Annotated in this window: 18 protein-coding genes; 12 read left to right on the forward strand and 6 right to left on the reverse strand. The window is 47.9% G+C overall.

Annotated elements, in window-relative coordinates; translation table 11 throughout:
• Positions 1-14 precede the first annotated feature (14 nt).
• The 6 genes from MHI54_RS12105 to MHI54_RS12130 all read left to right on the forward strand — a co-directional run bounded on the left by MHI54_RS12105 (position 15) and on the right by MHI54_RS12130 (position 7,315).
• Complete coding sequence (locus MHI54_RS12105) at positions 15-1,139, forward strand: acyltransferase (RefSeq protein ID WP_340081565.1); 1,125 nt, start codon at positions 15-17, stop codon at positions 1,137-1,139.
• 102 nt (positions 1,140-1,241) lie between these two features.
• Positions 1,242-1,916, forward strand: a complete 675-nt coding sequence (locus MHI54_RS12110; RefSeq protein WP_340081567.1) for a hypothetical protein — start codon at positions 1,242-1,244, stop codon at positions 1,914-1,916.
• 14 nt (positions 1,917-1,930) lie between these two features.
• Positions 1,931-3,163, forward strand: a complete 1,233-nt coding sequence (locus MHI54_RS12115) for an efflux RND transporter periplasmic adaptor subunit (protein ID WP_340081568.1) — start codon at positions 1,931-1,933, stop codon at positions 3,161-3,163.
• Positions 3,164-3,260: 97 nt separating this feature from the next.
• A complete protein-coding gene (locus MHI54_RS12120) occupies positions 3,261-4,349 on the forward strand; it encodes a glycosyltransferase family 4 protein (RefSeq protein ID WP_095214148.1) in 1,089 nt (362 codons plus the stop codon).
• A 177-nt stretch (positions 4,350-4,526) separates the two neighbouring features.
• Complete coding sequence (locus MHI54_RS12125) at positions 4,527-6,926, forward strand: cell wall-binding repeat-containing protein (protein WP_340081569.1); 2,400 nt, start codon at positions 4,527-4,529, stop codon at positions 6,924-6,926.
• Between the two features lie 110 nt (positions 6,927-7,036).
• On the forward strand, positions 7,037-7,315 hold the full coding sequence (locus MHI54_RS12130; RefSeq protein WP_095214146.1) for an AbrB/MazE/SpoVT family DNA-binding domain-containing protein: 279 nt from the start codon (positions 7,037-7,039) through the stop codon (positions 7,313-7,315).
• A gap of 42 nt (positions 7,316-7,357) precedes the next feature.
• Here the strand turns inward: MHI54_RS12130 and MHI54_RS12135 are convergent, their stop codons facing one another.
• Positions 7,358-8,128 (reverse strand): SDR family NAD(P)-dependent oxidoreductase, encoded by a 771-nt coding sequence (locus MHI54_RS12135; protein WP_095214145.1) that lies wholly within the window; start codon positions 8,126-8,128, stop codon positions 7,358-7,360.
• A gap of 193 nt (positions 8,129-8,321) precedes the next feature.
• Between MHI54_RS12135 and MHI54_RS12140 the strand changes: the two genes are divergently transcribed.
• On the forward strand, positions 8,322-8,936 hold the full coding sequence (locus MHI54_RS12140; RefSeq protein WP_158221434.1) for a TetR/AcrR family transcriptional regulator: 615 nt from the start codon (positions 8,322-8,324) through the stop codon (positions 8,934-8,936).
• Positions 8,937-8,952: 16 nt separating this feature from the next.
• Here the strand turns inward: MHI54_RS12140 and MHI54_RS12145 are convergent, their stop codons facing one another.
• The 4 genes from MHI54_RS12145 to MHI54_RS12160 are packed head-to-tail and all read right to left on the reverse strand — an operon-like array spanning position 8,953 to position 12,298.
• Complete coding sequence (locus tag MHI54_RS12145; RefSeq protein WP_095214143.1) at positions 8,953-9,273, reverse strand: EamA family transporter; 321 nt, start codon at positions 9,271-9,273, stop codon at positions 8,953-8,955.
• Positions 9,260-9,616 (reverse strand): EamA family transporter, encoded by a 357-nt coding sequence (locus MHI54_RS12150; protein ID WP_340081573.1) that lies wholly within the window; start codon positions 9,614-9,616, stop codon positions 9,260-9,262. Before MHI54_RS12150 ends, MHI54_RS12145 begins: the two co-directional genes overlap by 14 nt.
• Positions 9,582-11,330, reverse strand: a complete 1,749-nt coding sequence (locus MHI54_RS12155; protein WP_340081574.1) for a DUF6020 family protein — start codon at positions 11,328-11,330, stop codon at positions 9,582-9,584. The genes MHI54_RS12150 and MHI54_RS12155 overlap by 35 nt, the downstream gene beginning before the upstream one ends.
• Positions 11,330-12,298, reverse strand: a complete 969-nt coding sequence (locus tag MHI54_RS12160) for a glycosyltransferase family 2 protein (RefSeq protein WP_095214140.1) — start codon at positions 12,296-12,298, stop codon at positions 11,330-11,332. The genes MHI54_RS12155 and MHI54_RS12160 overlap by 1 nt, the downstream gene beginning before the upstream one ends.
• Positions 12,299-12,591: 293 nt before the next feature.
• On the opposite strand from MHI54_RS12160, the gene murJ reads away from it, so the two are divergent.
• The 5 genes from murJ (at position 12,592) to MHI54_RS12185 (ending at position 17,787) form a co-directional block, all read left to right on the forward strand.
• Complete coding sequence (murJ, locus tag MHI54_RS12165; RefSeq protein ID WP_158221433.1) at positions 12,592-14,103, forward strand: murein biosynthesis integral membrane protein MurJ; 1,512 nt, start codon at positions 12,592-12,594, stop codon at positions 14,101-14,103.
• A 33-nt stretch (positions 14,104-14,136) separates the two neighbouring features.
• Complete coding sequence (locus tag MHI54_RS12170) at positions 14,137-15,519, forward strand: O-antigen ligase family protein (protein ID WP_340081575.1); 1,383 nt, start codon at positions 14,137-14,139, stop codon at positions 15,517-15,519.
• 33 nt (positions 15,520-15,552) lie between these two features.
• On the forward strand, positions 15,553-16,023 hold the full coding sequence (gene pssD / locus MHI54_RS12175) for a PssD/Cps14F family polysaccharide biosynthesis glycosyltransferase (RefSeq protein ID WP_095214137.1): 471 nt from the start codon (positions 15,553-15,555) through the stop codon (positions 16,021-16,023).
• Positions 16,020-16,499: a PssE/Cps14G family polysaccharide biosynthesis glycosyltransferase gene (pssE, locus tag MHI54_RS12180; protein ID WP_340081576.1), complete on the forward strand. Its 480-nt coding sequence runs from the start codon at positions 16,020-16,022 to the stop codon at positions 16,497-16,499. The genes pssD and pssE overlap by 4 nt, the downstream gene beginning before the upstream one ends.
• A gap of 196 nt (positions 16,500-16,695) precedes the next feature.
• Positions 16,696-17,787, forward strand: coding sequence for an MraY family glycosyltransferase (locus MHI54_RS12185; RefSeq protein WP_340081578.1), 1,092 nt, complete (start codon positions 16,696-16,698; stop codon positions 17,785-17,787).
• Positions 17,788-17,857: 70 nt separating this feature from the next.
• Here MHI54_RS12185 and MHI54_RS12190 read toward each other — a convergent pair whose 3' ends face one another.
• A complete protein-coding gene (locus MHI54_RS12190) occupies positions 17,858-18,937 on the reverse strand; it encodes a CDP-glycerol glycerophosphotransferase family protein (protein WP_340081579.1) in 1,080 nt (359 codons plus the stop codon).
• Between the last annotated feature and the right edge of the window lie 16 nt (positions 18,938-18,953).

The raw sequence follows: 18,953 nt of genomic DNA on the forward strand, positions 1-18,953 counted from the left end.
AAGAAAGCAGGTAGATGCAAATGACGAGAAACTATACCATCGACTTCTTCAAATGCCTAGCCATCTTCGGAGTCGTTTGTATCCATACGCATACATTCCGGGATACAGCCGTCCCCTTCGGAAATGGGGAAATTTGGGCATTCATCATTGATACTCTGGCGCGTTTCTCTGTCCCATTCTTCTTTGCCGCATCCGGCTATTTATTCGCTATGAAGCTGCAACGGACAGATGACACATTCGCGTATTTCAAACGCTATACGGGAAAGCTGATCGGTCTGCTTGCCGCCTGGTTTTCTTTTTATTGGATATATGATTTCATCAGGATGCTGGCCACTTCCTCCGGGACGATGAATGAGCAGAAAGCCCAGCTGACAGCTTATTTTCAGGATACCTTCCAGTGGCGTACATTGCTGGACGGGATATCCTATACGCAATATCAGCTTTGGTTCATGTTCGCTTTGATCTTTTCGATCATCATCATTTACGCTGCCTACAGGCTGCGGCTCCTGAAGCTTACCTTGCTGGCAGCTCTTCTGCTTAATTTGATCGGTCTCCTCGGACAATCCTACGGACCATTGTTTCACGTCACCATGGAGGAAACGACGAGAAACGGTATTTACTTCGGATTATTTTATACAGCGCTTGGTGCTTGCTTTGGATTGTATGAAAAGCAAATCATCCAGAAAGCCCAAGCAATCCGTTTGAAAACGATAGGAATGGTTATAGCTGCCGGTTTTATCCTGCAGCTGATCGAACGTTATCTCCTGCATTATGGACTGGACTTGCCGCAAGGGGAATATTTCATCAGCACGATTCCTTTGACGATAGCTCTCCTGCTGTTTACCCTAAAAGCACGGCATATCGGAAATCACCGCTATGTCAGCATAGTCGCAAAGAATGTAGTCGGCATTTATTTGATCCATACATTTTGGCGAAGTATTTTCGATCAAGCGCTGGATCAATCGAACATCACGCATACATTTGCCTGGGGCCTTCTATATGCCCCGATTCTATATGCGGTGTCCCTGCTGTCTTACATGGGCTTGCAATATATGAAAGGGAAGCTCAGCAACCCGACTGTCCCAAGACAAGCGAAGCCTCGTACTGCCCTGCGACCAAGCAACAGTCTCATCAAATAGACTGGCGTTTTGCCAGTCTATTTTTTTATTGTAAATATATGTGCAATTTTCTAAAAGTTACGGTAATCTTTTACTATATACATAGAAAAAGGATGACAAAACATGACATATCATACGAATCCTTTCCGTCTTCTGACAAATCCGAAGGAGACATTATTCAAGCTGCGGGAAGCGGAGGAGCTTCGCGGCCATTGGCTGTGGACGATTCTGATCCTGCTGGCATTTTGCCTGGTTTATGCAGCGCTCGGATGGGTGGGTGCTGGTACGGAGGCGTTGAATCAATTGAAATCAGACTACATAGGCTCGGATTATGAATACGCCAAGTTTTGGTTCATGATCGGACGGGCCGTCTCAGGGCTGGTTCTCGGATTGCTTATAATCTTTGTTGTGTCGCTTGTATTCTATCTTTTTTATGAAATTCCTTATCAAAAACTGCTGATCATCCAATTAAGCGCAAGCATGGTATTTCTGCTGGAAGCCGTCTCCTGGCTGCTTTTATTGCCGGCTGCCGGTCTGGAATGGGATCGTTCACCCTTCTCGCTCGGCATCCTTGCTGATTTGTTCACGGACAGACCTTGGATCATCAGCTTGTTTGGTGCCATATCTTTATTCCAACTGTTCATCCTGTATTTCCAGGCCAAGTGCCTGCTTGGGCTGTATCCGGCAAAACGCTGGCATGTATGGGCGGTTGCCGGCATGATCTATCTTTGTTATGTACTTCTGCTGACATTGTTTGGCGGTATCGGCAATAAGATTGTTGCCTTCATCTTCGCATAGGAGGTCTATATAGGATGATGAAAAAGCTAGTATTGCCATTGGGAATCGTCCTCGTACTGGTCAATATCGTCATTTTGTCCCTGGATGATGAAGGGCAGGTGGGCAGGACGAATTTCATACCTAAGTGGGAACAGGTGACAGCACAGGATGTAAAGGAGACTTTATCCGTCCCCGCTGTGCTGACATCTGCAGAAGAAGTGCCGGTCTATTTGGATCCGGAATCAGGGTCGATGTCCGAAATCCTTGTCAGGCCTGGTGATACGATTGAAGAAGGGGATGATCTCTTTACTTATAAAGCAGCTGATTATGGGAAGACATATCGCGAGTTGACGGCTGCGATCACAACGCTTGAGCAGCAGGCCGAGGCAGTGGAGCAGGCCATCTCGGCTGTGGAGGGAGCTGGGGACATCGAGGCAGCTGCAGCTCCTATGGAACCGATCGTGCCAACGGAGGATGGGGGAGATGCCGATGCAGCAAATGAGGCGCTGCGTCAGGCGACAGAAGAGCAGACAGCCCAAATGCAGGAGCAATATCGTATCGGTTTGGAAAAAGAGCTTGCCCAGAAGCATGCAGAGCTGACAGCAGCCGAGGCACAGCTGTCGGAATTGGAGGAAACAGGGGAGTATGTGACCGTGACGAGTCCTTCAGCCGGCACGGTGAAATCAGTCAGGCAAACCGGTGAGGGGCCGATCGTCACCTTGGAGAGCAAGGAGCTTGTCATTTCCGGTGAGCTGACGGAAGCGGAGCGCAAGCAGGTACAGGACGGGATGACGGTCGAAGCGAAGCTCCGTGACGGCGGTCCTGTCCTGGAAGGGGAAATCACGGATTTGGCGGAACAGCCTGTTGCTGCGGCACAAGAAAGCACTTATAGATTCGAAGCATTCTACGCTTCCGAAGAGGAACAAACTGATCAGCTTGTGGCTGGCTATCATTTGGATACCGATATCTTGCTTGATTTTGCCCGTCAGGCTCCGGCAGTCAAGCCAAGCCAAGTGAAAGACGATCGAATCTGGAAAATGGCAAATGGTCAGCTATTTACGGCAAAGGTGGAAATAGGGGCACAGAATGACAAGCAGGCTGCTGTCACCTCCGGTCTCGAAGCGGGGGCATTCATTCCGGCCAAGCAGGGAGATCACTATCAGAACGAGCCCTTCGTTACACCTTGGAAACCGCATCAGATGGCTTGGTCGACTTGGAAGGATTCATTTACAGGCTATGAATTCCTGCTTGGTTTGCTTGATCATTGATTGTAAATTGTTTTTAAAGAAGTGGTTGATTCTACTGCAAGCTTTGTCGAATAAGCGTACAATTTGTTTACAATCACGTACGTAAGGGGCACATTGTATGAAAGTTCATTTGATCGCAAATATGTATCCGAGCAAGCAGCACCCCAATTATGGGGTTTTCGTCGAAAATACAGAGAAGATCCTTGCCCGATCGGGGGTGGCTTTCGACCGCACCGTCGTTACCAAACAGGCCGGTTCGATCGGAAAATTGATCGCTTATGGAAGCCACTTCTTTAAAGTGATCGGCAAATCGTTATTCCGGAAATATGATGTCACTTATGTGCACTATGCAACACATAATTCCATACCAGTATTGATTGCCAAGAAATTGAATAAGAAGATGGTCATCTATACGAATGTGCATGGCAGCGATGTAGTGCCGGAGTTTAAGAAACGGCAAAAATATCAGCCCTATGTGAAGCGGCTGCTGGAAGAGTCGGACACTGTCATCACACCGAGTGCTTATTATAAGGAGCTTGTGCAGCAGAAGTATGGGTTGACGAATCGAATTGAAATATTTCCTTCCGGCGGTATCGACAAGCAGACCTTCTTTGAAAAGGAAACAAAGCTTGCGTGCCGAGAACTGGAAATAGATCCTGCTTACAGCTATATCGGATTCGTCGGCCGGATCGATCGCGGAAAAGGCTGGGATGTCTATTTGAAGGCAGCCAAGCTGCTGAAGGAGCAGGGGAAGCTAGGGAACTGCAAGTTATTGTTCATCGGTGATGGCCTGGAAAAAGAAAGCTTCGAAACAATGGTGGACAGCTATGGCTTGCGGGATCATCTTGTCCATTTCCCGCTTTTGTCCCAGCAAAAGCTGAACAGTGTATACAACAGCATGACTGTGTTCTGTTTCCCGACGATGCGGGAAGGGGAAAGCCTCGGTCTAGTCGGTCTGGAAGCGATGGCTTGCGGTACGCCTGTGATTGGCAGCAGCATGGCTGGTCTGCTGGACTATATGGAAAATGGCCGCAACGGCTTTCTGTTTGAGCCGGGTTCGGCAGAGGGGCTTGCGGCAAGCATTGATACTTATATGGAATTGCCGGAAGAGGCAAAGCAATCCATGCGGGAAGCTGCAAAGCAAACAGCTGCCGCTTATGAAGTCGAGGCGATCAAGCCTCGTTTGACGGAAATTTTTTCTGTATGAAGTCCAACTGTGGTTGGGCTTTTTTATTAAGTGATTGTAAAATCAGGCTTGGCATTGTTAAGTTTGTTCTGAGCATCTAGTAAATTCCGCCTGCTCTTTTTATAGTTTAAAAGAAGCATTACAAAAATCGACATAAGCGTATTGTACTGCGAATCTAGCAAAGAAAGAGGGTAACAGGTGGAAAGAAACAGAGCGACGTATCTCATTGTCTTTTGTGCTGGTCTATTTCTCACATGTATGGCATGGATCCTGCCGGCTGATGTGCAGGCAGAATCGTCCAGCCATACTTTTTCAACTGGCACTGCGACGGTACAATTGCCGGATGGGAAAACAGTCGAAGTTACGAATGATAAAAATGGTACGCTCCGAATCATGGGGGATGCCGGGACACTTTATGATTCCACGATTCCAGATGCCGATATAGCTTCCATCCAGGAAGCCGAGATGGCTGACGATTCCTATTTGATTGTTGAATATCGTACGCATGGTACTGCCCAAGCCTTGCAATTCGATGTGTTGCATGTGACAAGCGAAAAGCTGGAACGCATTTATCAATCTGATTTATATGAAGGGGCAAGGCTCACTGTTGCGAAGGACCGTTCCGAGCTTGAAGTCAGCTATCCGAAAATCGAACAGGATGTGCCGCTTGCCGAGCCAAAGGAAGTATATATCGAGGCATTCACGGTAGCACAGGAGCAAGTGACGAAAGAAGATAAGAGAACGGAACCGGCAGAAAGCAGTACAAAGGCACGTACATTCCGTGCAAGTGCAGCCGGATATACGAACCCAAGCTATGACACGATCAGCCGTAAGCTGACAGCGGCAGCCGTCAAATATGATGTGCCGCCGGAAATCGTCAAATCCATCGCTTTCCGTGAAAGCGGATGGAAGCAGTATTGGACTGGCACCACGCCTGCGTATCAGGATTCCTGCAGCGTTTCGGATGGATCGAATGTAGTGATCGGCTACGACTGCATCGGTATCGGGATCATGCAGGTCTCTGACTATGATCGAAGCGACAAGCAGGAAATCCAAAAGCTGATGCACGATATCGATTATAATATCGATCGCGGTATGCAAATTTTGAAAGATAAATGGAATGAAGCCAATGCAAAAGCCGAATCCACTCTAGCCTATAATCTGATACCGAAAGTCAATGACGGGAATCCTGATAAGCTGGAAAACTGGTACTTTGCCATTCTGGCATATAATGGCCGCCTGGAGCGGAATGATCCGATAGCCAATCCGCAGACTGCTTACCAGGAGCTTATTTATAAGGAAATGGAAAATAACTCATTGGTTGCAACGACGCCATTCCCGACCCACCTTTTAACACCGGGCAGGATCAGCGGGAAGCTTGGTTCCTATTTCTCCTTCCAGACAAATCAAGTATCCACTCCCGGCCCATTGCATGAAAGCACCCAGAATTATGGGAATGGAAGCACGGTTTACGTGACTGCGGATAAGCTTACATTGCGCAGCAGCCCGAATGGGTCAGCCATCGGCACCTTGCCTCGCGGTGAGAAGCTGACAATCACTGGAGGCTATACTGCCAATGATTCCAGTGTAAATCATTATGTCTGGTACCCTGTACGCACCAGCAGCGGGAAAACGGGATATGTAGCAAGCGGTTATCTGAGCAAGGATCCAGTAGTCGTACACAATCTGGAAGGTGCCCGCCGCAATGCTACAAGCGCAAGCATCTCCAACTTTGGCTGGCACTTGGAATCTCCAGAAGCAGTCGTGCTTGGCCGCAGTGACCTGCCAATCGATGCCTTTACCGGAAGCGTGCTGGCAGCACAGCTGGATTCACCGCTTCTTTTGACTGACCAGGACAAGCTCGAACAAGTGACCATTACCGAAATAGAGCGTCTGGATCCTTCCACGATCTATATCGTAGGCGCAGAACCAGCCATTTCGAAAAGTGTCGAGAGCAGCCTGCGTCAGAATTTCCCTGATAGCAGGATCGAGCGTGTAGCTGGTTCCCATCGATATGCGACAGCTGTAAAAGTGGCAGAAGAAGTAGCGTCGGTTTCAAGTAAGCCATCGGAAATCTTCCTGGCCGTCGGAGATGAGAAATCCCCTGATGCCCTGACAATCGGGCCGCATGCAGGAAGCGAAGGAATCCCTATCCTGCTTACAAGAACGGATCAGCTGCATGATGAGGTTAAGAACTATATCAAACGTAATGGTATCAAAAAAGTGACGATCATCGGCAGCGAGACCGTCGTTTCAAAACGTGTATCCGATCAAATCAAGCAGCTTGGTGCATCGGTCGGGCGTGTATATGGCCCTGATCGTTATTCGACAAATGCAGCGGTGATCACGAAGTATCATGGAACCAATCCGGATCAAGTATTCTTCGCTAACGGGCAGACGACAGTGGATAGTCTGTCAGGTGCCCCGCTGGCAGCCAAGTATGATGCCCCGATTGTCCTGACAAGACCGGATGCTGTAACCAAGCCGACAAGGGCCTTCCTCAATAAGATCGGCGATCAGCCGGAAATCTTCTATCTCGGCTCTGATGCCGCGATAACAGACAATACACGCAAGGAACTGGAAGGAATATTGCGGTAGGAAAAAGGCGCGAACATTAGCAGTGTTTGCGCCCTTTTTGTGATAATAATAATTTCAATAATTAGAAAAATATAGTATAGTGAGAGTATCACAGTAAAGGAGGCATTTTCATGAAGAGTACTGGGATTACGAGACGGGTCGATCATCTAGGCCGTGTCGTCGTGCCGAAAGAAATCAGAAGAGAGTTCGGCATAGAAGAGAAAGATCCTGTTGAAATTTTTGTCGAAGGCGACAAGATCATCTTCCGAAAATATCAGCCTGGTTTTACTTGTGCCGTAACGGGAGAAATAACACCGGAAAACAAGCAATATGCAGATAATCTGTATTTAAGTCCGGAAGGTGCCCGTATCCTCTATGAAAAACTTAAAGAAGAATTTGAGTCCAATTAAAAAAGACGAAGCGGACAGTATTCTGCCGCTCGTCTTTCTTTTTTAGACGGAAGTTGTACCTTGGCCGCCATCGATCCTGAAATAAGAGCCGGTGATGAAGCTGGACCGGGCAGAGGCAAGGAATAGTATCAATCCGGTCACCTCATCGACTTCCCCATATCGTTTCATCGGCACACTCGCTTCAAAACCGCGGCGTGCCGCTTTCTCATTTCCTTTGGCTGCCTTTGTCTCGATGGCAGACATCCATTCCGTATCGATAGAGGAAGGACAAACGGCATTGACACGGATACCATACTCTGCGACCTCCAATGCTGCAGTCTTATTCAGTCCGAGTATGGCATGCTTCGAGGCTACATAGGTGCTCATGCCGGGACCGCCAAGCAGACTGCCGCTGCATCCTGTATTGACTACCACGCCGCTTTCCTGTTTTGTCATGACACGCAATACATGTTTCAATCCGAGGAAGGCGCCGACTACATTCACCTGGAGCACTTCCTCCATACTTTCTACCGTTTGTTCCGTTATATGGACGAAATCGCCGCTGATGCCGGCATGGTTGATAAATACATCAATTCGTCCGAACCGGCGGCATGTCGCCTTGACAGCATTCTCGATATCTGTCTCTATGGTAACGTCTGCAGGGAGCAAAAGTTTGTCTGCTTCGATGGTTGCAGTGGCTGCTTCCAATGCCTCCTCTGAAAGATCGAGCAGCGCAAGCTTCGCGCCTGCTTCCGCAAAAGCTCTCGCGACCGATGATCCAATAGCGCCGGCAGCACCAGTGATCAATACAACCTGTCCTTTGAATTCCTTCACTGTGAGAGCCCCCTTTGCTTTTTATATGGAAGTAACTGACTGAAATTTTCAACAATCCATTATCATAGTAATCTTAGCGCATTGACAGCTAGGTAACAATGCTCAATAATCTAGGTATTGTAACCTAATCAACAAAGAGACTTATTACATATAACAAAGAGATAATTAATAAACAACGAAGGCGGTTTTGTTAATGAAAGTGAAGACTGACCGACGCAGCAGAAGAAGTGTGAAGGCGCTTAAAAAGGCGTATGTGGATTTGATTCTGACCCAGGAGGATAAACGGATCAGCATTCAGCAGATTGCGGATCGAGCTGACTATAATCGCGGCACCTTTTATAAGCATTTCACTGATAAGGAGTGTCTGAAGGAAAGGATCCTTAACGATTTCCTGGATGGCATAGCCGTTGCATTGCTGGAGCCGTATAAAGACAGGGCTTATGTCGACCTGCAGGAGCAGGCTCCTTCGACGATGCGTATATTCACCCATATCTATGAAGAAAGAAATGTCTTGAAGGCATTGCGGATCCTTTATCCCGATATGGGGGAAAAGATGCTGGACGTCTTTGTCCGATGCTTATCCGGTGCGTTTTATCTGGAAACGGAAAGTCCGCGGATCCCGGTTGATTATGACTTGATGATCCACTTCCAGATGGCTGCCACTGTCGGCTTCATCATGCGCTGGGCAGATACGGACTTCAAATTTTCCACCTTGCATGTTTCGGAACAATTTACGGAATTGGTGCGGGTCCGCCCCTACCGATTAGTCAATACAACGATAGAAAAAGAAGACGGCTCCCAAACATAAGGCGGGAGCCGTCTTCTTATATGACAAGGCAGGCAGCGCCGGCGACAAGCAGGCCGACACCGGCTATTTGCTTTAATTTGATATGCTCTTTCAAAAGATAATACGACAGCAATAGCGTCCATACATAGGTTATGCTTGTCAGCGGAAAGACGATGGAATAAGGCAGCATCGTAAGCACATATATATTGATCAAGGCAGCAGAACCGTAACACGTCAGTCCGGCCAGCAATGTCCGATACGTAGGTACGGACGGGTCGCTTGCCCGTTTGAAGAAAAATCCTCCGCCAGCTCCGAGTATGGTACAGGAGAGCAGCAAGACCCAGCTAATTTTCCCCACCCCCGATCAAGATTGCCCCGACAATGATCAATGCTGTTCCGAGTATATGCGTGGCTGATATATGTTCATCCAATAGAATCGCGCCCATTATCAATGCAAATACATAACCAAGGCTCAACAGCGGGTGCAGCACGCTAAGCTTGCCAAAACGGAAGGCGATCATCATTGTCACCGCTCCTGCCCCATAGCAGATACAGCCAATCAGGAGCGGGATGTTGATATTTCCATCTGCGATTTTCCATAATAACTGACCGACACTTGTAAAGACGGCCGACAAAAGAATCAGGGCGATACCCAGTTTCTGCTTGTCAGGGCTGTCGTGTCCGGGCTGTGCGTTCTCCATCGCCGGGCTCCTTTCCCTTTTTATACAGACAGGCAAACAGGAGGAAAAAGATGCTCACCATTGCATTGCTGACTTGATAGCGATAGTCCTGTGCCGGCAAACCGACAAGGATTGTAGCAGTGTTGAACAGGACAGGCAAAATCGGCAGCCAAGCAATCGCCCCGAGCTTGCGGGATGCAATCAAGCTGAACAGGATGATGAGGATGCTGAATACCGCCGGGCGCCAGAAAAGCTCTTCCGTATGGTAGCGGGATGTTTCCAATCCGTATTCCAATACATCATATAATGTCTGGCTCACCGGTTTTGTTTCCAGTCCCATTTCATTCGGATCAACATCGATCGTGTACGGATTGGTGTAGCCATCAATCGGTTTATTGATTTGCCATACCAGGGAAGTTTGCTTGAGATAGGCCTCGATGACGATGGCAGGATTCTGCTTGACGATATCGAACCAAACCGATAAGTACTTGCCCATATCTGCCACGATGACATCATCCTTGAAGTTGTCATGGAATTTGATCCGATCCGTCAGATAGGGATTATACGCATCCCAATCCTCAATGGGCAGGATCGTATCCAAATAGGCAAGCTGCTCTTCAGTCAGCTCTCCATCCTGGGAGACCACCGCAGCAATTTGCTGAGTCGGGATGCTCATGGATTCATTAGGATTGGCAGATTGGATATCATAAGCCGTAAATACCGGTCCGGTGACAACTATATAAAGTGCCGAGACAAGCACAAGCGGTGTCAGCAGCTGCTTCCAGCTGCGCCGGTAAACGAGGAGCATCCCAATGGCAGTTAGGACGGCGATCGGCAGGCCGTTATTACGGAAGAAGGCAATGCCTAGCAATGCGACAGTGAATATTGCTATCCCGCTCCACGTCCGCAAATTTTCCCCTTCCTGCAATATCGTCTTCATGACAAAGATAGTCAGAAAGACGATGAAGATGCTATAGACGACGTCCTTCCATAGAATGGTGGAGAAGATGCCATTGATCGGCAATACAGCCCATAGAAGAGCCGCAACCCAGGCGATTCTCTTTCCAAGTCCGTATTGACGGAAGGAATAAATCCCATAAGCATACACAAACGACATGAGAAGGATTTGGAATATGACGATGACAGCCGGCGAATCCCAAATCTGCGTCAGCACCAAAATCACCATCGTATATGCGAATGGATGCCAGTTGTTAAACTCCATATTCTCCACTTGCCGCCAATGGTTCAGTGAATCCGGACTCATATTTCCAGGGAAGAAGGCAAGCAAGTAAAACATCCAAACGAAGATCATCGGCAGCATATACCATAGGATCTGCCACTTGCTTACGTCTGTCCGCTGCCATCTGCTGCCCCCTTTCAGCAAGAGGAAGGCGATGAACGAGAAGAAACAGAAGATGGCCGCAAGTGAAATGAGGTCGATGATGACTGTCTCATACCAAGGCCGATTGACGAACAGCGGCCAGTCCATCAGGCTGATCAGCGTATAGAGAGAGAGTAAAGCGATGCCTGCCGTTATATAGCGTTTTTCCATGACAGACTGGATGATCTGCTTGCGATACCGGAGAAATGCATAAAAGAAACCTATGCCGACAATGGAAAGGACGACATACTTCAAAAGGGATGTATCCTGTCTGGCCTGCATGATGGCTAATACAGAAATAGTGGCTGCAAGACCTGCAGCCACACTGATCAAAAGGTTTGGAACGCGCGTCATTACATGGAGCCCCCAGTTCTCGTCATACCTTGGACAGGTTTTGGTTTGCTTTCTGCCTGGATCCGGTTCATTTCCAATTCATATTGTTTGCGATGATTGGATGCCACCGTATCCAATATGGCACCGCAAGCAAAACTCAGCACCGACAGGACGACCAAACCGACAGCGAGGATGGCGGAAGGTACCCGGGTGATGTACTGTGTGGCAAAATATTCTGCAATCACCGGGACGCCGACAGCTAATCCGAGTAAGAGAAACAGGGCGGACCAGGCTGTGAAGAAGAGCATCGGCTTGTATTCCTTGAACAGCGAGAAGATTTTATACAGCACCTTGCGGCCGTCAGCCAATGTGTTCAATTTTGAATAGCTTCCTTCCGGGCGGTCCCGATAAATGATCGGCACCTCGACGATCGACAGCCGCTTATCAAGGGCATGGATGGTCATCTCTGTCTCAATCTCGAAGCCCGGGCTCATGATCGGCATTGTCTTCACGAAAAGACGATCGAAGGCACGATAGCCGGTCATGATATCGGAAAGCTTCTTTTTATATAGGAAGTTGATACAGTTTTTCACCATCGTATTGCCGAGGTTATGGAATTTGCGTTTATTCTCTTTTACGTAGGTGCCGTTGGACAGCCGATCGCCAATGACCATATTGGCGCGTCCTTCCTGAATCGGGGCAATCAGGTCATGGACGAATTCAGCAGGATATGTATTATCCCCATCGACCATCACATAGCAGTCTGCCTCGATATTCCGGAACATCGAACGGACGACATGCCCTTTTCCTTGCTGGTACTCATGGCGGACTATGGCGCCATGCCGCCGGGCGATCTCACTCGTCTTGTCCTTCGAATTGTTGTCGAACACATAGATGTCCGCATTCGGCAGCTGATTACGGAAGGCATCGATGACATCGCCGATTGTTTGTTCTTCGTTGTAGCATGGAATCAATACAGCTATTTTCACTACGTACACTCCATTCCTTTTCTAGGATATGTCGAACCAAGTCTAGCAAAGGATTATTATGCAACTGTTAATCAATGGTGAAGTAATTGTAAATAGTATGAATATACGAATATTTTGTAAAGTTATGCCCGAGCCCAGTAACTGGAAGGGATGGAGTTGTGTTACCCCCTGCTGTCTACGTTAAGTTACTGTAAATTGCCTTGAAACGGCTTTCTATTCAGTCTTATAATTTACCCAGCAATACGCATCCATTGAGCTACATGCTGCATGGGCAAATAGAGAGAGGTCCTATCATGAAGTCGAAACTTCGCATGGCAAGCCTGCTGCTGCTGTTCGTGACCCTCGTGCTGAAGGTTTCCGGGTTGATCAGGGATATGCTGATAACCAATTATTTCGGAGCCGGCAGCGAAGCGGACGCTTATTATGCAGCCTTTGCATTACCGAATATGTTCATTCTTTTCCTGACAACAGGAATGAAGAGCGCATTTGTTCCCAGTTATATCAAATACAAGGAAAAGGACAGGGGGCTGGCGCATCTCCAGGATGTCTGGAAAGGCACGCTCCTGTTCAGTTTGCTGATATCGATCGTTTTCATTTTCATAGCGCCGCTGTATATCGGACTGCTGTATCCGAATTTGGCAGGCGACAACGCGCAGATGGCAACGATCATGACAATCATTTTCCTTTCATCTTTATCATTCGTCGGCGTCAATGCCGTACTGGAGGCATACTTCGATGCGGAGAACAGATATTACTTATCGGTACTCGCACAGGCGATCGTCCTCTTGGGGACCATCGGAAGTGCTCTTCTCTTCGCGGATGAGATAGGAGCGTATGCTTTTGCTTTCGGCAATTTGGCAGGTGTCATCCTGAGCTTGCTTTTCAAGCTGGTGCTGTTGCTGCCAAAACGAACGCTCTCGCTTAGGGGCAGGATTGATTGGGCGGAAAACAAACAGTTTTACCGCATTTTCATCCCGGTAGCGCTCACGGCGATGATTGGGCAGATCACCCTGCTGATCGATAATTCATTTGCCAATATGCTTGGCAGCAGTTTCGTTACATATTTGAATACGGCTAAGAATCTGACGCAATTCCCGCAGAATATCGTCGGGGTGAGCATCGGCACAATCGTATTCCCGCTGCTTGCCGCCGCATATGCCAAGCAAGATATGGCTGGCTTCAAGGCGAACATCACCCGCGGTTTGCAGATTATGTATTTCGTTCTGCTGCCCGTACTGACAGGCATGATGCTCTTGATGCCGGAGATTGTCTCCCTCCTGTTCGAAAGAGGGAATTTCACCTCGCACGATGTTGGGGAGACAAGCACAGCAGCTTACTACTATTTCGGGACGATATTGTTCTACAGCCTGGTCATCATCATCAACAATGGTTTTTATACGATGGAAAAAGGTCATTACATGATGCGGCTCGGGTTCCTATCCATCGGCCTGAAGTTCTTGCTCAACTACTTATTCACGGAAAGCTTCGGTTTTATCGGTATACCGCTTTCTACATCGGTGACGGGTTTGGTTTATGCAACTGCCTGCTTCCTCCTATTCCGGAAGCTCACGGGCGGGATACCTGTACGGGAGATGCTCACGGATGTCGCCAAGACGACTGCCGGGGTGCTGATCATGGGGGGCGCTGTCCTTCTGATCAAAGCCATGTTGGGCGATGCACAGCCAATCCTGACGATTCTGATCTGTGCAGCAGCAGGAGTCATCGTATTTCTGATCTGCGTATTCCTGATGAAAATCAAATCATTCTATATCTTATTGGGAAGAGGCGGCTCCGCTGCTGAGTAATTGGCAAGAGTGGCACGAAGGAGGACAATCATTTTGCAAGCTCTGACAGAAAAACTCAAAGACAATCATCATACATTCGAAAAACTGTTCATTTTCTTCATCTTAGCTCAGCCGTTTCTCGACCTGCTGTCGTATTTCGGGATTCCAGTATCCAATCCTGTCCGGCTGCTCGTCATACCAATCGGGGCACTGTATATGCTTGGTTATCCAAATCGGCGCTGGAGCAGGAATACCCTCATCTATATGACCTTGCTTGCCGTATACTTTGCCATCAATTTCGGCGTCAGTATGATCTGGAAGGATCCTGTTTCAGCTGTTGGCGAGCTGACATTCATCCTGAAGACGTTCTTCTTCATCACTGCACTGCTTGTTTATGTGATGATTTTCCGGCATATCGGCGGGAATCGGGAATGGCAAGTGATGGTGCCGAAATATCTATTCATCAATACGAGTGTCGTCAGTTTGGTGATGCTCCTTGCCGAGATAACAGGAACCGGGAAACGGAGCTATGATTACTTGGAAAAGCAAGGGCATTCCGGCTGGTTCTTTTCCGGCAATGAAATCAGTGCCATCTTGGGCATGGGTTTCTGCGGTGCGATGATTTACTATCTATTCATAAAGAAAAGCAGCTTTGCACAAATTATATGTACAGTTCTGATAGCGGTCATGATATGGGCGATGCTCACGATCGGCACCAAGGTCGCTTTCGGGGCAGCCTTGCTTGTGCTCGGGCTTGCATTCATCGTTCTTCTTGTACAGGCAATCATCGAACGAAGGAACTTCATCCAGGCCGGAGTCGTCCTTGTCCTGCTGGCAGTCACAATCCTCGTCTCGCCTGAGATGCCGATCGGAAACAACCTTGGCTTATCAGTCGATATGGCAAATGAAAAAGCAGCCCAGCAGCAAGAGGCAGAGGCCCCTCCGATACCGGCAGAAGGGGAAGAAGGAGAGGCTCCGCCTCCCGGAAGTGTCAGGCAGTGGAGTTCCTGGCAGCTCATGGCACTGAATGGCCGGGAAGAATTCTTCGGTACCGTGCTTTATTATTTCGAGCATGCACCTGTCATTCAGAAAGCATTCGGTATGGGAATCGGCGGGAACTATACCGGGGAAGAACCAAGGATAATCGAGATGGATATCCTGGACTGGTTCTTTGGCTTCGGATTTATCGGGACACTCATCTTGGTACTGCCATTGGTGTTTGTCATCGGCAGCATCCTGGTCTTCATCTTCAAGCAGCGATTCCGGACGTTGAACGCGACAGCATTGTTCAGCGGAATCGGGGCTTGTATCGGTCTCGGTGCAGCATTCATTGCCGGGCACATCCTGTCATCACCGGCATCCGGATTTTATTTGGCATTGTTCCTCGGGTTCCTGTATGGCTTGCTCAAGCAGAAACCAGGGAAATTCTTTCAATAGATATCACCTTAACTGGAATGGAGCGAATCAGTGATGAAAAAGAAAAAGTTGCTTCTGATTTCGTCTATCGGCGGACATTTGACACAGCTATTGCAGCTGGAGCCGCTATTCAAGGAATATGACTATCATATCGTGACAGAAAAATCCGAAATAACGGAACAAATGAAAGGCAAGCATCCGATGAGCTTTCTTGTTTACGGAGCTCGCAATTATCCTTTCCGCTATATATTCAAGTTCAGTTACAACATCATAAAATCCGTTTTCCTATTCCTTAAGCATCGTCCGGATGTTGTCATCTCCACAGGGGCTCATACATCCGTGCCGATGTGCTACATCGCCAAACTGTTCGGGAAACGCGTCATCTTCATCGAGAGCTTTGCGAAGTCCACTTCCCCGACCATATCAGGCAAGCTGATCTATCCGATCGCCGATTTGTTCATCGTCCAATGGGAAACGATGAAACAGATTTATCCAAAAGCGGTCTATGGGGGGTCCATCTATTGATACTGGTCGTCTTAGGCACACATGAGCTTCCTTTCACGCGTCTTCTCAGGGAAGTGGAGCGGCTGAAACGGGAAGGGATCATCACAGATGAAGTCATCGTCCAAGCAGGACATACGAAGTTCGAAAGCGATTTGCTGACAATCAAGCCATTTGTCAATTATGAGGTCATGGATCAGCTGATGGAGGATGCACGATTGGTCATCACACATGCTGGTACCGGTTCGGTCATTTCAGCTTTGAAAAAGGGCAAGAAGGTCATTGCAGCAGCCAGGCTGAAAAAATACGGGGAGCATAATGATGATCACCAGCTGCAGCTATTATCCATTTTCCTGGAACAAAGGCATATCCTGAGCTGGGGAGAAGGGGAAGATCTGGGCGAAGTGATCCGGCAGACGGAAAGCTTCGAGCCTGTCCCGTTTCAATCTGGGAAAGAGCGGATGTTCAGCATCCTAAGCAATTTCATCAAAGAAGCTTGATAAATGTAAACGAAATGTAAAAGCGCTGGAGCCGTTCATCATGTAAAATTTACATTGTGTGTAATTGTGTTTTGTCAACAGAAACCTTATAATGGTACAGAGCATGTTAAGAATACTGTCGAAATCTAGTAAGTTATGATACTTGGATTATAATAACAATTATGGAACGATTTGCAAGCTATTTAGGAGGATACGAATGGTACACATAACGCCTTTAATCATGGCGCTGGCAGCGTGCTTCATCCTTTCGGTCGCGCTGACGCCTATGGTGAAAAAGCTGGCATTCGCAATCGGAGCAACGGATAAACCAAACGCCAGGAAAGTACATCAGAAAATCATGCCGCGATTAGGCGGATTGGCCATTTACATCAGTTTCGTCATTGGTTACCTGATATTTATGCCGAATGATTCGAATACGGCGCCGATACTGATTGGAGCTACGATGATTACGCTGATCGGTGCTTTGGATGATAAGTTCATCCTATCGGCAAAAGTTAAATTCATCGCACAGATTGCAGCTGCAACTGTGACGGTGCTGGGCGGTATTCAAATCGACTTTGTAACACTGCCATTCGCTGGCCGCATCGAATTCGGTGCTTGGGCTATCCCGATTACGATTTTGTGGATTGTCGGTATAACGAACGCCATCAATTTGATTGACGGTTTGGATGGATTGGCAGCAGGAGTTTCAGCCATCGCATTATTCACGATTTCCATGATAGCGATCAGCATGGGAAACCCGCTGTCTGCAATGATGGGCGTGCTCCTGTTAGGCAGCACACTTGGCTTCCTTGTCTTCAACTTCCACCCGGCTAAGATATTCATGGGGGATACTGGAGCATTATTCCTCGGCTATATGATTGCCGTATTATCGGTAAGCGGTCTGTTCAAGAACGTTGCCTTGTTCTCCTTGGTCGTGCCGATCATCATTCTCGGTGTACCGATCTTGGATACGACATTTGCAATCATCCGCCGGATTGTGCAGAAGAAGCCTCTGTCAGCACCGGATAAGCTGCATTTGCACCATTGTCTCTTGAATCTAGGATTCTCTCATCGCCAGACTGTTATCGTCATCTATGCAATCAGCGGGATCTTCAGCATGACAGGCGTCCTTTACACAGAAGTCACCATGTGGGGCTCGACAATCCTGATCATTGCCTTGGCAATCCTGATCGAATTGATCGTCGAGATCACTGGATTGATCAGCGACCGCTATCGTCCGATCCTCAACATGGTAGGTTTTCCAAAAGTGACGGAAGAAGAACAGCAGCGCAAGCAGCATCAGTAATAATGAAAGACCCCTTCTCCAAAAGGAGAAGGGGTCTTTCATTTTACATAAAAAATCACGCTGATAAACATCAGCGTGAAGTTTGTGTGGACGGGTTGGCAGTAGCTGCAACGGCCGGATTGGACATATACATTGCTTGGACCAGCTGTTCACTTGCATGCCCGTTCGAATATTGATTCCATTGTCTGGAGAAAGCGTGCACCTTCTCTAATTGGAAGGCGTTCTTTTTAATCACTTTAATTATCGATTTTGTATCCCTGACCATAGGTCCCGGTAAAGATTCGAGGTATTCATCCGATACGCCGCGTTTTTTCTGATAATCCTCCAAATCATATGTGAAGAAGATGATCGGGCGATGAAGCAGCGAATACTCGAAAGGTATCGAGGAATAGTCGGTGATCAAGATATCCGTCACTAAAAGCAGCGGATTGATATTCTTATAGTGTGTGACATCAATTACAAAGTTTGGATAGTAGTTTGCCAGATCCCAAGTAACAGCAGGGTGAAGGCGCAGGAACAAAACATATTCCTGTCCCAGCTCCCGGTAAAGCTGCTCGATATCAAGCTCGATTTTAGGCTTGGCCAGTTCATCATCCCGGTAAGTGGGAGCGTAAAGGATGACTTTTCGCTTCTTGATGATCGGGTATTGCTCGGCAAGTTCTTTTTCGATTTGTGCAATCCTGCTGTCATCGAAGAAGAAATCGGTACGCGGCATACCAGTTCGCAGTATATTGGCATTCGACAGTCCGAAGCTCTCCTGGAAGATGGATGCCATCTTTTCGGACCCTACCGTCACATACGTAAATCGGCTGTATACTTGCTTGAATCGTTCTTGGGCTTTCGGGCTCCTTGTCTGGACGGAAGGATCCTGCAAGCCGAATTTCTTCATTGCCCCTGCAGCATGCCATAGCTGGATGCATGTGACATTGGGCTTGAAGTCGGTTACGGCCAGAAATCCGAAATAATTATCCACCATCACGACGCGCGAAGTGGCCAGATGGTATATGCTTTTGATAAAGCCGCTCATATTCGCCATGGCAAAAGGTATGATCTCCGCATCAAGATCAGTGAATTCTTCCCGGCAGGAAGGAGTCTTCAGTATGACTATTTCTCCCGCATTCCATTTTTCAAGCGATTTAGCCGTATACAAAACATTATCCCCAAAA

The sequence above is a fragment of the Terribacillus sp. FSL K6-0262 genome (genome assembly GCF_037977385.1).
GTDB lineage: Bacteria > Bacillota > Bacilli > Bacillales > Amphibacillaceae > Terribacillus.

Coding starts and splice junctions, on each gene's coding strand:
- MHI54_RS12105 (WP_340081565.1), top strand. CDS start 15: ATGCAAATGACGAGAAACTATACCATCGACTTCTTCAAATGCCTAGCC.
- MHI54_RS12110 (WP_340081567.1), top strand. CDS start 1,242: ATGACATATCATACGAATCCTTTCCGTCTTCTGACAAATCCGAAGGAG.
- MHI54_RS12115 (WP_340081568.1), top strand. CDS start 1,931: ATGATGAAAAAGCTAGTATTGCCATTGGGAATCGTCCTCGTACTGGTC.
- MHI54_RS12120 (WP_095214148.1), top strand. CDS start 3,261: ATGAAAGTTCATTTGATCGCAAATATGTATCCGAGCAAGCAGCACCCC.
- MHI54_RS12130 (WP_095214146.1), top strand. CDS start 7,037: ATGAAGAGTACTGGGATTACGAGACGGGTCGATCATCTAGGCCGTGTC.
- MHI54_RS12140 (WP_158221434.1), top strand. CDS start 8,322: ATGAAAGTGAAGACTGACCGACGCAGCAGAAGAAGTGTGAAGGCGCTT.
- MHI54_RS12150 (WP_340081573.1), bottom strand. CDS start 9,616: ATGGAGAACGCACAGCCCGGACACGACAGCCCTGACAAGCAGAAACTG.
- MHI54_RS12155 (WP_340081574.1), bottom strand. CDS start 11,330: ATGACGCGCGTTCCAAACCTTTTGATCAGTGTGGCTGCAGGTCTTGCA.
- murJ (WP_158221433.1), top strand. CDS start 12,592: ATGAAGTCGAAACTTCGCATGGCAAGCCTGCTGCTGCTGTTCGTGACC.
- pssD (WP_095214137.1), top strand. CDS start 15,553: ATGAAAAAGAAAAAGTTGCTTCTGATTTCGTCTATCGGCGGACATTTG.
- MHI54_RS12185 (WP_340081578.1), top strand. CDS start 16,696: ATGGTACACATAACGCCTTTAATCATGGCGCTGGCAGCGTGCTTCATC.